Source organism: Streptomyces sp. NPDC048636, assembly GCF_040650655.1.
Classification (GTDB): domain Bacteria; phylum Actinomycetota; class Actinomycetes; order Streptomycetales; family Streptomycetaceae; genus Streptomyces.
Map to the genome: position 1 here is coordinate 14,771 of NZ_JBEZHR010000012.1, position 13,107 is coordinate 27,877.

The window sequence follows — 13,107 nt, forward strand, 5'->3', positions numbered from 1 at the left end:
AGAGTCCGTCACCAGCCCGCCGCGTCGGAAACCACCTCGTAGACGCCGCGCAGATTGACCATCCGGCTGAGTTCGGACTGATTGATGACAACGTTGAAATTTTTTTCCAACGCCGCAAGAATTTCAATGGCCCGCAGCGAGTCCGCGTCGTGCTCTTCCTTGAAGAGACTGGTCTCGGTGACCTCGTCGGGATCTATCTCAAGAATATCGGTAACGATTTCCTTGATGGTTTCCCGGTGCTCTTCGACGATGGCGGACATTACCGCGCACCTCCATTTTTGGGCATGGGCAAAGCGGCGAACCTGCCAGTGACGCTATGCGCCGGTACCCAGCCCGACAACCCCAGAGTCCACTAGCTGTCATGTGCCCGATGAACCCTGCTGGCTGCCCTCGGTGGCTGTCATAAAGCTGCCGGTGGAGGCCGGTTACTGAAACGTATGACCGTGGATTCCGCAAGAATCTGTCAGGAAGCTGACGTGCAGACCACGCATATCACCCGGAATCCGACCTCCCCCGGCAGATGGCGTCAGTCGCCGTCGGGCTCCATGAGCCCGGCGCGCGCGGCGCGCACTCCGGCCTGGAACCGGGATTCGACCTTCAGGTCACGCATGATGTCGGCCACATAGCGACGGTAGGTACGCACCGAGAGGCCCAGTTTGCGGGCCGCGGCGTCGTCCTTGTAGCCCTCGGCCATCAGCGTCAGCACCTCGCGCAGCACCCGGCCGCGCGCACCGCCCTCGAAGGACAGCGGCCGCATCGGCCGCTGGGCCGTGTCCCACATCCCGCACAGCAGTTGGTGCAGCATGTCGGCCACGGTCGAGTTCTGGATCATCGAGGCCCGGGATCCGCCGGGCTCCCCCGGGGAGGCATCGGGTGCGATCACCGCGCCACCGTCCACCACCACCAACTCCTGGCGCACCCCGTCGAAGACGCGGACGTCCAGCCGCTCGACGGTGCCGACGGAACGCTGCCACGCGGCCCCGCGGATCACCCGCGGCGGGCACAGCATCCGCGTCCTGACCCCCTTGCCCGCGAGCTGGAGCAGCGTCTGCGCGATCAGCCGGGCGTGCTCCTCGCACGTCACCTCCGGCAGACTCCAGATCACATCGCGCTCGGCGCGCAGCACCAGCCGCGCGACCCATCCGGCCACCGCTTCCCCGGCCACCGGGAGTTCGGCGGTCGCGGAGGCCATGGCGCTGCGCCGATGATGATGAACAGCCGACTCCAGCAGGCGTAACGCCTCTCCCAGAGCCTGCTCCAAGTTGTCCGACCTGGCTTCCGGTTCCCTGCGAACCGTCCCGCCGGCACCCGCCCCGTTGTCAATATCGTCGATACCGTCAATGACCGTTCGGTCATTTAGTTGAATTCCGAAGTGGCTCAAAAGGACACCCCCGTTCCCTTATGCCGCACAGTAACGAGACGTCTCCCGTACGGCAAGGAAGATCGTTACTTATAGGACAGTTCTCGCCGGGGAATACCCTCGTCCTACAGCCGCTGAACAGGCCGGTGTGACCAAGGGGCTGCGCCTCAGCTCGGCCGATTGGTAACTTCCTCATTGAGCCAGCGCATGAGACAGCAAGCCGTCCCTTGACGTACGACGCGGACCCCCCTCCCTCTCCGTGGTCCCGAAAGGCGCCGCCCCCATGGCTGCACAGAACGCCGCGACGACCGATACCGCACCGGCCGCACCATCGCCCTCACCGACCGGCAGCCAATGGCTCGCGCTCTCCGTCCTCGTCCTGTCCCAGCTGGCCGTCTGGCTCGACAACACCGTGCTGAACGTCGCGCTGAAGACCCTGGCCGACCCCGACGAGGGGCTCGGCGCCAGCCCCAACGAGCTCCAGTGGAGCATCAGCTCCTACACCCTGGTCTTCGCGGTGCTGCTGTTCACCGGCGGGGTGCTCGCCGACCGCTACGGGCACCGTCGGCTGCTGCTCACCGGCATGGTCGTGTTCGGCGCCGCCTCCGCCTGGGCCGCCTACTCCGGCTCGGCCACCGAACTCATCGTCGCCCGGGGCGCGATGGGCATCGGCAGCGCCCTGATCATGCCCGCCACCCTCGCGCTGATCGCCCAGGTCTTCGACGAGCGGCACCGCGCCACCGCCATCGCCATCTGGTCCGGCTCCAGCGGGATCGCCATCGCCACCGGGCCGATGCTCAGCGGGGCGCTGCTGGACCACTTCTGGTGGGGTTCGGTCTTCCTGGTCAATGTGCCGATCGTGGTGCTGTGCGTGGCCGGGTCGCTGGTCTTCCTGCCCGGGGTGGCCACCCGGGTCCGGCAGAAGTTCGACCCGCTGGGCGTGGTGCTCTCCACCGCCGGTCTCTTCGCCATCGTCTGGGGCGTCATCGAGGGCGGCCACCGCAACGACTGGACCGATCCGGCCATTGTCGCCGCGCTCGCCGGGGGCGCGCTGCTGGTGGTGGTGTTCGTCCTGGTCGAGCTGCGGGTGGCCAATCCCAGCTTCGACGTACGGCTCTTCCGGGACATCCGGTTCACCGGCGCCAGCGTGGCGGTGATGCTCACCTTCTTCGGCCTGAACGGCTCGATGTACTACACCAGTTTCTATCTCCAGGGCGTGCACGGGCAGACCCCGCTGGAGTGCGGCCTGTCCATCGCACCCGTCGCCCTGGGCGTCTTACTCGGTGCGCCGCTCTCGGCCAAGCTGGTCCGGGCGTACGGGGTGCGGGCGGTGGTCACCACCGCCATGCTGATCGCCACCACCGGCTTCTGCGCCTATGTCTTCCTCGACGAGGACAGCGGACTGCCGCTGTTCTGGGTCTTCCTCGTTCTCCAGGGCCTGGGCATGGGCGCCGCCGTGGCCCCCACCACCGAGGCCATCATGGCGGTGCTGCCCGCCGACCGCACCGGCGCCGGATCCGCGGTCAACAACGCGATGCGGCAGATCGGCGGTGTCCTCGGGGTCGCCGTCCTCGGCTCCGTCCTGGTCACCGTCTACCGTGACCGGATCACCCCCGATCTGGACAAGCTGCCCCGGGGCGCGGCCGACTCCGCGCGGGAGTCCCCCGAGGCCACCCGGCTGGTCGGCGCCCGGCTGCGGATGCCGCGGCTGTCCGACCTCGCGGACCAGGGGTTCGTCCACGCCATGCATGTCGCCTCCGTCGTCGGCGCGATCGCCGCCGCGGCCGGGGCCGCGATCATCTGGTGGACCTTCCGGCGCGCGTCCTCCTCGTCAGGTTCCGGCCACTGACCTTTTCTTGCCACCGGTGACGGCGCGACATAGCCTCCGGGCACAACGTCCGTTATCCGGAAGGCAGTTCCCATGCGTACCGCAGTCATCACCGCGCCCGGCCAGGTGGAGATCAGAGAGATACCTGTGCCCGACGTGGGCGACTCCGAGGTGCTCGTACGCATCGCGGCGTGCGGCATCTGCACCATGGAGGCCAATCTGTACGCCGGGCGCATGAACGTTTACCCTGCCGCCGCCGGCCATGAGATATCCGGCTGGGTGGAGAAGGTCGGCGCCAAGGCCGCCGGTCTGGAGGACATGCCCGCCGTCGGCTCCCTGGTCACCCTCGACGGCCTCCCCCGCTGCGGCACCTGCCGGGCCTGCCGCCGCGGCCAGTCCGCCATCTGCGTCGCCCTCCAGGGCCAGGTCCGCGAGGACGGCGCCATCGCCATGGGCGCGGGGCTGGGCGAGTACATCGTGCTGCCCGCCTCCCGGGTGTGGTCGGTGGGCGACACCGACCCCGCCGTGGCCGCCATGGGCGAACCGCTGGCCTGTGTGGTCCACTCGCTGCGCCGCGGCGGATTCCGCGCCGGTGACCGGGTCACCGTGATCGGCGCGGGCTATATGGGCCAGCTGCACCTCGCCGTCGCCCGGCACCTCCAGGCCCGCGGCGTCTGTGTGGTCGAACGCGACGAGCGGCGGCTCGCCGCCATCGCCGGGGCCGGGGCGGACGCGGCCGTCACCCCCGCCGACATCGGTCAGCTCCCGCCCGCCGACGTGGTGTTCGTGACCATCGCGTCCAAGGAGTCCATCGCCTCCGCCCTGGCCGCCGTCGCCGACGGCGGCACCATCGTGCTCTTCGGCGGCGGCCCCGACGGCCCGCCCGCCGAACTGCCCGGCTACGAGGTGCACCGCCGCCAGCTCACCGTCACCGGCTCCTTCAGCCACGAGCCCGACGACTGGCGCGCCGCGGCCGAACTGCTGCGCGGCGGCGGTCTCTCCGAACGGCTCGAGACGCTGGTCACCGCCCGCTACGCGCTCGACGAGGTGGAGAAGGCGCTCCAGCAGACCGCCGAGACCCCCGTCTACCGGGTTGTCGTCACCCCGTAACCCGGCGGGTCCGACACCGCATCCGAACCACCCCGGCACCTGTGAGAAAGGACCGTCGTGTCCCTGCGCGTAGGCGTACAACTCCACCCCCAGCACACCGGTATCGCGGAACTGCGCACCGCCTGGCGCGAGGCCGACGCCCTCGGCGTCGACTCCCTGTGGACGTGGGACCACTTCCTCCCGCACACCGGCGATCCGTCCGGACGCCACTACGAATGCTGGTCGCTGCTGTCCGCGATGGCGGTCGAGACCCAGCGCGCCACCATCGGCCCGCTGGTGAGCTGCACCGCCTTCCGCAATCCGGATGTGCTCGCCGATATGGCCCGCACCGTGGACCAGCTCAGCGGCGGACGGCTGGTACTGGGTCTGGGCGCGGGCTGGTTCGAGGCCGAGCACACCGAGTACGGCATCCCGTTCCCCGGTCCGGCCGCGCGCATGGACGCCTTCGCCGCCGCCGTCACGGCCGTCAAGGAGCGGCTGGCCCGGCTCAACCCCGGGCCCGCCGGGCGGCTTCCGGTGCTGATCGGCGGTGGCGGGCGGCGGCGCACCCTGGAGCTGGTGGCCCGGGAGGCCGACTGGTGGAACTGGTACGGCTGGGCCTCCGAGGACCCGGTCGCCGAGTTCCGCGAGCTGAGCGGGGTGCTGGACCAGTGGTGCGAGCGGGTCGGCCGGGACCCCGGTGCGGTCGCCCGTACGGTCATGGTCAACCCGGACCAGCTGCCGCTGGTCGAGGGGTTCGCCGAGGCGGGGGCGGTGCACATCGTGGTCTCGCTGCCCGCGCCCTACGATCTGCGCACGGTCGAGGAGCTGCTCAAGGTGCGCGCCGCGCTCACCGCGTGACCGGGACGCGTCCCGAGAAGACCGGGGCCGGGCCCGGGTCCGCCGCCCGTACGCCCCTGGGCCGGCCGTTCGGCCTGCTCATGGGCGTACTGCTGCTCTCCAGCCTGGGCAACGGCCTGTGCTTCCCGTTCACCGCGATCTACATCAGCCGACTGCTGGGGCTCGGCTCGCGGGCCGCGGGCGGCTACTTCCTCGCGATGGCCGCGGCCAGCTTCGCCGCGGCCCTCCTCGGCGGTCCGCTGGCCGACCGCCGGGGTCCGCACCGGGTGGCGGCGATCGGCGGTGCGGCGCTGGCCGTGGGGTACGGGCTGCTGGCCCCGGCCGACGGGGTGGCGCTGGTACTGGTCTCCGGCGCCTGTGTCGGGGTCGGGTTCGGGCTCTTCTACGCCTCGATCGTGGGCGTGGTGGACCTCGCCGTACCGGAGAGCGGCCGCCGGACGGCGTTCACCGTCCGGCACATCGTCAACAACGCCGGGATCGGGTTCGGTTCGGTGGTGGCCGGGCTCGCCCTGCACGGCGCCTCGACCCCGGCCGGGACGCTGCGCTGGCTCTATCTGGCCAACGCGCTGGCGGCGGTGCCGCTGGTCGTGGTGGTCCGGGCGCTACGGCCGAAGGGGGCCGAGGCGCACACCACGCGGGAGGCGCCGGAAACCGGCGGCGGCCCGTCCGGGCCGACCTACCGCACGCTGCTGCGGGTCCGGACCATGGCCCTGCTGGTGGTCGCCCAGGCACTGTTCGCGATCGTCGGATTCACCCAGATCGAGGCGACCGTCCCGCTGCTGATGCACGACCATATGGGCGTCTCCCTGGGCTGGGTGAGCGCCGTGGTGGCGGCCAACTCCTTCGCCCTGGTGGCCCTTCAGCCGTTGCTGAGCCGCTGGCTGGAGCGGCTGCCGGAGACGGTCGGGCTCGCGGCCGGACCGGTGCTGTGGGCCGGGGCCTTCGGCTGTGGCCTGGGCGCGGCGCTGGCCGGTCCCTCGGCCCCGGCCGCAGTGCGCCATGGACTGCTGCTGGCCTTCGCGGTGGTGTTCGCGGCGGGTGAGCTGACGTACTCGTCGGCCTTCTATCCGCTGCTGCTGCGCTGGTCCGGCGAGACGGCGGTGGGCCGGGCGAGCGCGCTGGCCTCGCTGGCCTGGAACCTGGGCACCGCCTCGGGCCCGGCCATCGGACTGTTCGTGATCTCCCGGACCTCGGCCACGGGCAGCTGGGTGGCGCTGGCGGCCGGGGCCGCGGTGGCCTTCGCGGTGGCGGCGGCCCTGCACCGGCGGGCGGCGGATGTGACACGGGCGGCGGACGCGTAAAGCGCCCGCCGCCCGCGGCGTCTCTCACCTGCCGTGGCTCACGCCCACCGGCCCCGGCTCACGACTTCGGCAGATACGCGTTGTCGTAGGCGTCCTCGGGGGTCACGGTCTTCTCCAGCAGCCCCTGGCCGTACATGAAGTCCGCCATCCGGGTCCAGGTCTGCGGGTCATTGACGCCCACCTCGCCCTGGTCGTTCTTCAGCAGCGGTGTGGTGGCCTTGAGCACCGCGCGCGCGTTCTTCTGCTGCTTCTCACCGCGCAGGCTCGGTACATACTTCTGGCTCAGCTCGATGGCGTCATCCGGGTGATCCATCACGTACTGCATACCGCGCAGCGAGGCGTCGACGAACTTCTTCATCTCGTCGCCACGCTTGTCCAGCGTGTCCTTCTTGGCCCCCAGACCCACGCCGACCAGCGGTTCTCCCTCGGCACCCGAGTCGAGCGTAATCGACCGTACCGAGGTTCCCGCCTCCTTGAAGGCGATGGCGTCGTTATTCAGGTAGCCCATGACACCGTCGACCTTCTTTCCGGTCAGGGCGGCCTGCTGGGTGAAGCCGATGTTCTGGATTTTGGCGTCCTTGGCGGAAAGACCGCCCTCCTTCAGGAGCGCCAGCAAACCGAAATATGTCTCGCCAAAGGGGCCGGGGGTGCCGATCTTGCGGCCCTTGAGGTCCTCGGGTTTCCGGATGCCGGAGTCCTTGGGCACGATCAGACCCACCGGGTATTTCTGGTAAAAGGTGGCGATGTCCACGATCGGCACATTCTTGGAACGAGCCTGGAGCATCTCGTCGCCGCCCGCGTAGACCACATCTTCCTTGCCCGACTTCAGGGCCCCGAAGAGGTCTTCGGCCGCGCCGTGATGACGCAAGGTCACATGCAGCCCGGCGTCCTTGTAGTAGCCCTTTTCGGCGGCCGCGTAAAACGGTGCGAACTGGATATTGGGCGTGTATGTCAGCCCCACGGTGATGCCATCGCCACTCTTGCCCCCCGCACCCTCCGGCTCCTCGGCGCATGAGGTCAGCGTGGCCAGCGCCACGACCGACGCAAGAGCCGCCCCCGTGACCCGGTATCTGCGGGTACGGCTGGTGGAGGTCCTCACAAAACGCACTGCTTCTCCTCTTGAGTGAACGATGTCAGTCGCGCTGAACGAGCTTCTCGACCAGCCGGACCACCCCGTACTGAATGGCGGCCAGCAGGCAGAGCATGACGAGCGAGGCGAACAGCCCCTCGGTGTCGGCCTCCTGGCGCTGCATCGTCAGCAGCTGGCCGAGCCCCTCACCGCCCATCACGAACTCACCGACGACGGCGCCGGTGATGGAGAGCGTGAGGCCGTTGCGCACCCCGGCGAGGATGCTGGGCAGGGCGAGCGGCAGCTCGATGTACCAGAGCATCCCCCACCACCCCACACCGTCCACGCGCGCGGCCCCCATCACGTCGGGGTCCAGTGAGCGCAGCCCCAGCACGGTGTTGACCAGGATGGGAAAGAACACCAGCAGGGCGCAGAGCACCGCGATGGGCAGCAGCCCATAGCCCAGCCACAGGGCGAACAGCGGGGCCAGCGCCACCGCGGGCATGGCCTGCGAGGCGGCCACATACGGCTGGAGCGCCGCGGCCGCCAGCTCGTTGCGGGCGATGAGATAGCCCAGCGGCAGCGCCACCGCGATCCCGAGCCCGCCGCCCGCCAGCGCCTCCCACACCGTCTCCTGGGTGTAGTCCAGGAGCTGACCGTTCCGCACCTCGTCCAGGAATCGGCTCGCCAGCGCGCCCGGACCGGGCAGATAAAACTCCGCAACCATTCCGGTACGGGTGACGATGTCCCATACGAGAAGCAGCAGCAGCCCCATTACCAGGGGTGGCAGCACCCCGTGGAAGACGGTCCGGCGGCGCTTCACCGGAACGTGACGGCCATGCGAACCCCTGTTGCTTTGCCGACTCCTGCCCCCGCGATGTGCCTTTCCGGTGGTGTCGCCGGACTTTCGTGCACGTCCCGGTCGGGGTGAATGCGGCGCCGTGGTCCTCGGCTCGCCGCCCGCGGCCGCCGTGGCGGTCGCACCCCTTCCGTCCCCTTCGGTCATCCCCAAATCCCCTTGCAATACCGGCTGTTGCCTTCTCGGCACGCCCGCGTGCAACCTATCGCCCGCACACCGCCGATTACAATGTCGATGGGGAAAACGAAATAGTTACGTCGGTGGATTTCCATGTTTTCGCGCAGGCAGCGGGGCATGTTTGGCGCGGAGCATCTCCAGCGCCGCGATGAGGGTCTGCCGGGTCAGCCCCGGATCGATGACATCGTCCACGAGCCCGCGCTCGGCCGCGTAGTAGGGGTGCATCAGCTCGGCCGCGTACTCCTTGACCAGCTGGCCGCGTACGGTGCCGGGGTCCTCGGCGGCGGCGATCCGGCGGCGGAAGACCACATTGGCCGCGGCCTCGGCGCCCATCACCGCGATCTCGTTGGTCGGCCAGGCGAAGGAGAGATCGCAGCCGATGGAACGGGAGTCCATCACGATGTACGCCCCGCCGTACGCCTTGCGCAGGATCAGCTGGACACGCGGCACGGTCGCGTTGCAGTACGCGTAGAGCAGCTTGGCGCCGTGCCGGATGATGCCGCCGTGCTCCTGGTCCACCCCGGGCAGGAAGCCGGGCACGTCCACCAGCGTCACCAGGGGGATGTTGAACGCGTCGCAGAACTGGACGAACCGCGCCGCCTTCTCGGAGGACTCGATGTCCAGCACCCCGGCCAGCGACAGCGGCTGGTTGGCGACGACGCCCACCAGATGGCCGTCCAGCCGGGCCAGGGTGCACAGCACGCTGGTGGCCCAGCGCTCATGGACCTCCATATGCTCACCGTCGTCGACGATCTCCTCGATGACCGCGCGCATGTCGTACGGGCGGTTGCCGTTGAGCGGCACCAGGTCCAGCAGCGCGTCACAGCGGCGGTCGGGCGGATCGTCACAGGGGACCCGCGGAGGGGTCTCGCGGTTGCTGGCGGGCAGCAGGGAGAGCAGATAGCGCACCTCCTCCAGACAGCTCGCCTCGTCGTCGTAGGCGAAGTGGGCCACCCCGGAGGTCTCGGCGTGCACATCGGCGCCGCCCAGTCCGTTCTGCGAGACCTTCTCGCCGGTCACCGCCTGGACCACATCGGGCCCGGTGATGAACATCTGCGAGGTCTCCCGGACCATGAACACGAAGTCGGTCAGGGCCGGGGAGTACGCGGCCCCACCCGCGCACGGCCCGAGCATCACACTGATCTGCGGAATCACCCCGGACGCCCGGGTGTTGCGCTCGAAGATCCCGCCGTAGCCCGCGAGCGCGGAGACACCCTCCTGGATCCGGGCGCCCGCGCCGTCGTTGAGGGAGACCAGCGGCGCCCCGGCGGCCAGCGCCCGGTCCATCAGCTTGTGGATCTTCTGGGCATGGGCCTCGCCGAGCGCCCCGCCGAAGATCCGGAAGTCATGGGCGAAGGCGAAGACCGTACGGCCGTGCACCGTGCCCCAGCCGGTGATCACGCCATCGGTGTACGGCCGCTTGTCCTCCAGCCCGAAGCCGGTGGCCCGGTGTCTGCGCAACGGCTCCAGCTCGGTGAACGACCCCTCGTCGAACAGCAGCTCAAGACGTTCGCGGACGGTCAGCTTGCCCTTCCCGTGCTGGGCCGCGGTGGCCCGGGGATCGCCCGCGCGCACCTCGCCTTTGAGCCGGTGCAGTGCGGCCACCCGTTCGCGGGCACTGGCTGTGTCGCTCTCCGGCATAGGACATCCCCCCGTGACTCCGGGCACGCGGACGGTGTGCGGCCCCGCGGTCAGGGTAGGAACGGGCCGTAAGCCGCTGGTAGAGAATCCCTCGAGGATGACCGCAAGAGGCCACCGGACACCTTGCGTTCCGGCGGGCGGTGGCCACCGGATGTCAGCGGGCCGCTGTATCCGGCGGCGGCTTGGGCGGATCGCCGAGTATGCCCAGTTCACCGGCGCGGACGCCCGCCTGGAATCGGGAGCCGGCCTCCAGCAGCTCCAGGATCCCGGTGACATAGCGACGGTAGGTGCGGACCGAGATCGCCAGATCGCGGGCGGCCGCCTCGTCGGTGACCCCGTCCCGCAGCCGGGCCAGCACCCGCCGCACCATCTCGGTGCGGGCGCGGTTGCCGAAGTCGAGGGGGCGGGCGGCCGGTACGGCGCTCGCCCAGATCGTGGTGAACATGCCGTACAGGGTCCCGACGACCAGCGGGTCCTGGATCACCGAGGTCCGGCGCCCCTCGTCGGTCTCGACGCACACCAGCGCGGTCCGGCCGTCGGCGATGACGGCGGTGGGCAGGGCGATCGCCGCGGTACGCACCTGAGGGGGGCAGGGGTGCGAGCTCTGGCCCCCGGCGCCACTGGCACCCCCCGTGCCGTCGGCACCCCCGGGCCCACCCGACCGTCCGGGACCGTACTCCCCCGAACCGGCCTCACCGGCACGGGACTTCCCGGAACCGGCCGGTGCGGAGGCCCCCGCCGCACTCCCCGCACTCCCCGCCGCGCCCCCCGCCGTCCGCTCGGCACCGGGCAGCGGCACGGAGACCGGAGCGGGTCCCGGCGGCGGACCGCCACCGGGACCGGATCTGCCGCGCAGCACCCGCACCCGCACCGCGCCGTCGAGACCGGTCAGCAGCGTCCCCAGCGCCGCGTGCGCCGGCGCCATCCGCGCCGTGGCCTCCGGGAACACCGCGTCCACCCCCCGCCGGGCATGGGTGATCACCTGCTCGGCGGCGGCCAGAAATGCGGAATCCTCAATTCCCACCTCGGCGAACTGCTCGTTCCGGGAGCGCCGGGCACGGTGTTCCACCACCGTGGACTCGATGAGCGCCCGCACCTCCCGCAGTGTCCGGTCCAGCCCGTCCCCCGCGTATGTGGCCTCCGGCCCCGGATCGCGTCCGCGGTCGTTCATCTCCCCATTTCCTGCCCGGGTTTCCCGTACGGGTCTCCCGCACGGGTTTCCCGCTCGATGACGTGGTCAAGGTCGCGAGCGCCGTCAGTGACGGCTCGGCAGCAGCCCCATTTCCACCGCCCGTACCCCCGCCTGGAAGCGGGAGCTGGCCCCCAGCTCCCGCATGATCTCCGCGACATAGCGACGATAGGTGCGCAGCGAAACCCGCATCTCGCGGGCGGCCACCTCATCGGTGTGGCCGGTGCGCAGACATTCCAGTATCCGCCGGGCGGAATCCCGGCAGAGCCGCCCGCCCAGCCGCGGGTAGTCCTCGAGCTCCACCGCGTTTCCCCAGGCTCCGGTGAACATCAGCTCCAGGGCCCGTACCGTGGCGGGGTCCTCGACCAGGGCCGCCTGCCGTCCGCCGCCCCGTGCCGGATCCGTCCGGCCGCCGCCCCCGCCCCGTACGTAGACCAGCTGGCCGTCGATCAGCAGGGCCTCGGTCAGTACGCCGTCGCCGACCCGGACTTCGCACCGCGGATCGGTGCGCGCCAGCGCGCGTATCCCGTTCGCGGCCGCGGCGCGCTCCACGCAGAGCAACCGGACGGCCACATTCCGGCGGGCTCCCCCGACGGGCCGGGCCAGCGTCGCACAGAGGGCGTCCGTCTGCTCCTCGCTGCCCGACATGACCATCTGCACGGTCCGTTCGGCACCGCCGACCAGGGTGTCGATCACCTCCGCGAGCGGCACCTTCTCCAGAGCCGTCCCCGCCCAGGAGTCCTGGGCCAGCTCCCTGCGGTGCCGTACGACCGTCGACTCGATCAGGTCGCGCGCCGCGAGCAGAGCGCGCTCCACGTAGTCGGGGGCCATGCCCGGAGCCGCCGCCGCACTCTCGGCAGAAGGCTCGGATGCGCGGACTAGACCAACCATGACTTCCCCTGAGGGCTTCAGAAACTTACTTTTCCAAATACCGGCCTGGTTCTCGTATTTCCTTTGCCTCAATACCGAGGCAGCATTGCGCGAAATCCACTCGACACTAATTCGCACACAGCGACGACGTCAACGCGGGGCGTAAGGTAAAGAGTTGCCCAAACGGTGCGTGGCGCAGTGGCGCACACGACCGCGCACGCCCTCGTGGGAGTCCAACTGTCAACAAGTTACGGGAACCGCCGAGTTGTACACCGGACGGGCGCACGCAGCGCAGCGGGCCCACAACACTTCGCGACCGTCGTTTCCGGCCGCTGTCCGGTACCTGCCAGCGGGGAGCTGACCACAAATCACCCCCATCCGGGGGTGATGACAGCGGATGCGGGACGGTGTAGCGACCGGGGGACACCACGCTACCGGCGCCGTGGGTCAGGGATCCACCACTTCGGCGTGCAGGGTGAACCAGACCGTCTTGCCGGTGGGCGTGAGATCGGCGCCCCACGCATGCGCCGTCTTGCTCAGCAGGAACATCCCCCGCCCGCTCTCCGAGAGGAAGTCGGGCTCCTTGACCACCGGCAGCGCGGACTCGGTATCGCTGACCGCGGCGTAGACGCCGTACCGGCGGTTCTCCAGGGTCAGTTCGCACTCGGGGGACGCGGCGTGCTTGTGCACATTGGACAGCAGCTCGGTGACGCACATCGCCGCCGCGGTGATCAGCTCCTCGCGCCCCCACCGGCGCAGCCGGGCGCCCACCGCGCGGCGCACCTCGGCGAGGGTCTGCGGATGGACACGGAGGCGCAGTACGTACCGCTGCGGAATGTTCTCAGCCATATGGTCCGGGGCCC

12 protein-coding genes are annotated in these 13,107 nt (G+C 70.1%); 4 read left to right on the plus strand and 8 right to left on the minus strand.

Annotated elements, in window-relative coordinates:
- Window positions 1-8: 8 nt before the first annotated feature.
- Together AB0C66_RS27210 and AB0C66_RS27215 are read right to left on the minus strand one after the other, a co-directional pair.
- Entirely contained in the window at window positions 9-260 is a 252-nt protein-coding gene (locus AB0C66_RS27210) for an acyl carrier protein (RefSeq protein ID WP_362443917.1), read from the minus strand.
- A 266-nt stretch (window positions 261-526) separates the two neighbouring features.
- Window positions 527-1,192, minus strand: coding sequence for a helix-turn-helix transcriptional regulator (locus AB0C66_RS27215; protein ID WP_362443920.1), 666 nt, complete (start codon window positions 1,190-1,192; stop codon window positions 527-529).
- A 451-nt stretch (window positions 1,193-1,643) separates the two neighbouring features.
- On the opposite strand from AB0C66_RS27215, the gene AB0C66_RS27220 reads away from it, so the two are divergent.
- The 4 genes from AB0C66_RS27220 (at window position 1,644) to AB0C66_RS27235 (ending at window position 6,439) form a co-directional block, all read left to right on the plus strand.
- Window positions 1,644-3,209, plus strand: a complete 1,566-nt coding sequence (locus AB0C66_RS27220) for an MFS transporter (RefSeq protein WP_362443923.1) — start codon at window positions 1,644-1,646, stop codon at window positions 3,207-3,209.
- 72 nt (window positions 3,210-3,281) lie between these two features.
- On the plus strand, window positions 3,282-4,298 hold the full coding sequence (locus tag AB0C66_RS27225) for an alcohol dehydrogenase catalytic domain-containing protein (protein ID WP_362443926.1): 1,017 nt from the start codon (window positions 3,282-3,284) through the stop codon (window positions 4,296-4,298).
- 57 nt (window positions 4,299-4,355) lie between these two features.
- The gene (locus AB0C66_RS27230; RefSeq protein ID WP_362443929.1) at window positions 4,356-5,138 is read left to right on the plus strand and encodes an LLM class F420-dependent oxidoreductase; all 783 of its coding nucleotides are present in this window, start codon (window positions 4,356-4,358) and stop codon (window positions 5,136-5,138) included.
- A complete protein-coding gene (locus AB0C66_RS27235; RefSeq protein ID WP_362443932.1) occupies window positions 5,135-6,439 on the plus strand; it encodes an MFS transporter in 1,305 nt (434 codons plus the stop codon). Before AB0C66_RS27230 ends, AB0C66_RS27235 begins: the two co-directional genes overlap by 4 nt.
- Before the next feature lie 58 nt (window positions 6,440-6,497).
- Here AB0C66_RS27235 and AB0C66_RS27240 read toward each other — a convergent pair whose 3' ends face one another.
- From AB0C66_RS27240 to AB0C66_RS27265, 6 genes are all read right to left on the minus strand, one after another.
- Window positions 6,498-7,538: an ABC transporter substrate-binding protein gene (locus tag AB0C66_RS27240; protein WP_362443934.1), complete on the minus strand. Its 1,041-nt coding sequence runs from the start codon at window positions 7,536-7,538 to the stop codon at window positions 6,498-6,500.
- Between the two features lie 34 nt (window positions 7,539-7,572).
- Window positions 7,573-8,136 carry an ABC transporter permease gene (locus AB0C66_RS27245; RefSeq protein WP_362444393.1) on the minus strand — a complete coding sequence of 188 codons (564 nt, stop codon included), beginning with the start codon at window positions 8,134-8,136 and terminating at the stop codon, window positions 7,573-7,575.
- Between the two features lie 483 nt (window positions 8,137-8,619).
- Window positions 8,620-10,185 (minus strand): acyl-CoA carboxylase subunit beta, encoded by a 1,566-nt coding sequence (locus AB0C66_RS27250; protein WP_362443937.1) that lies wholly within the window; start codon window positions 10,183-10,185, stop codon window positions 8,620-8,622.
- 154 nt (window positions 10,186-10,339) lie between these two features.
- Window positions 10,340-11,356 (minus strand): DNA-binding response regulator, encoded by a 1,017-nt coding sequence (locus AB0C66_RS27255; protein ID WP_362443939.1) that lies wholly within the window; start codon window positions 11,354-11,356, stop codon window positions 10,340-10,342.
- 84 nt (window positions 11,357-11,440) lie between these two features.
- Window positions 11,441-12,205 (minus strand): hypothetical protein, encoded by a 765-nt coding sequence (locus tag AB0C66_RS27260; RefSeq protein ID WP_362443941.1) that lies wholly within the window; start codon window positions 12,203-12,205, stop codon window positions 11,441-11,443.
- Window positions 12,206-12,691: 486 nt separating this feature from the next.
- Entirely contained in the window at window positions 12,692-13,093 is a 402-nt protein-coding gene (locus tag AB0C66_RS27265) for an ATP-binding protein (RefSeq protein ID WP_362443944.1), read from the minus strand.
- Between the last annotated feature and the right edge of the window lie 14 nt (window positions 13,094-13,107).

Coding starts and splice junctions, on each gene's coding strand:
- AB0C66_RS27210 (WP_362443917.1), bottom strand. CDS start 260: ATGTCCGCCATCGTCGAAGAGCACCGGGAAACCATCAAGGAAATCGTT.
- AB0C66_RS27215 (WP_362443920.1), bottom strand. CDS start 1,192: ATGGCCTCCGCGACCGCCGAACTCCCGGTGGCCGGGGAAGCGGTGGCC.
- AB0C66_RS27220 (WP_362443923.1), top strand. CDS start 1,644: ATGGCTGCACAGAACGCCGCGACGACCGATACCGCACCGGCCGCACCA.
- AB0C66_RS27225 (WP_362443926.1), top strand. CDS start 3,282: ATGCGTACCGCAGTCATCACCGCGCCCGGCCAGGTGGAGATCAGAGAG.
- AB0C66_RS27250 (WP_362443937.1), bottom strand. CDS start 10,185: ATGCCGGAGAGCGACACAGCCAGTGCCCGCGAACGGGTGGCCGCACTG.
- AB0C66_RS27255 (WP_362443939.1), bottom strand. CDS start 11,356: ATGAACGACCGCGGACGCGATCCGGGGCCGGAGGCCACATACGCGGGG.
- AB0C66_RS27260 (WP_362443941.1), bottom strand. CDS start 12,205: ATGGCCCCCGACTACGTGGAGCGCGCTCTGCTCGCGGCGCGCGACCTG.
- AB0C66_RS27265 (WP_362443944.1), bottom strand. CDS start 13,093: ATGGCTGAGAACATTCCGCAGCGGTACGTACTGCGCCTCCGTGTCCAT.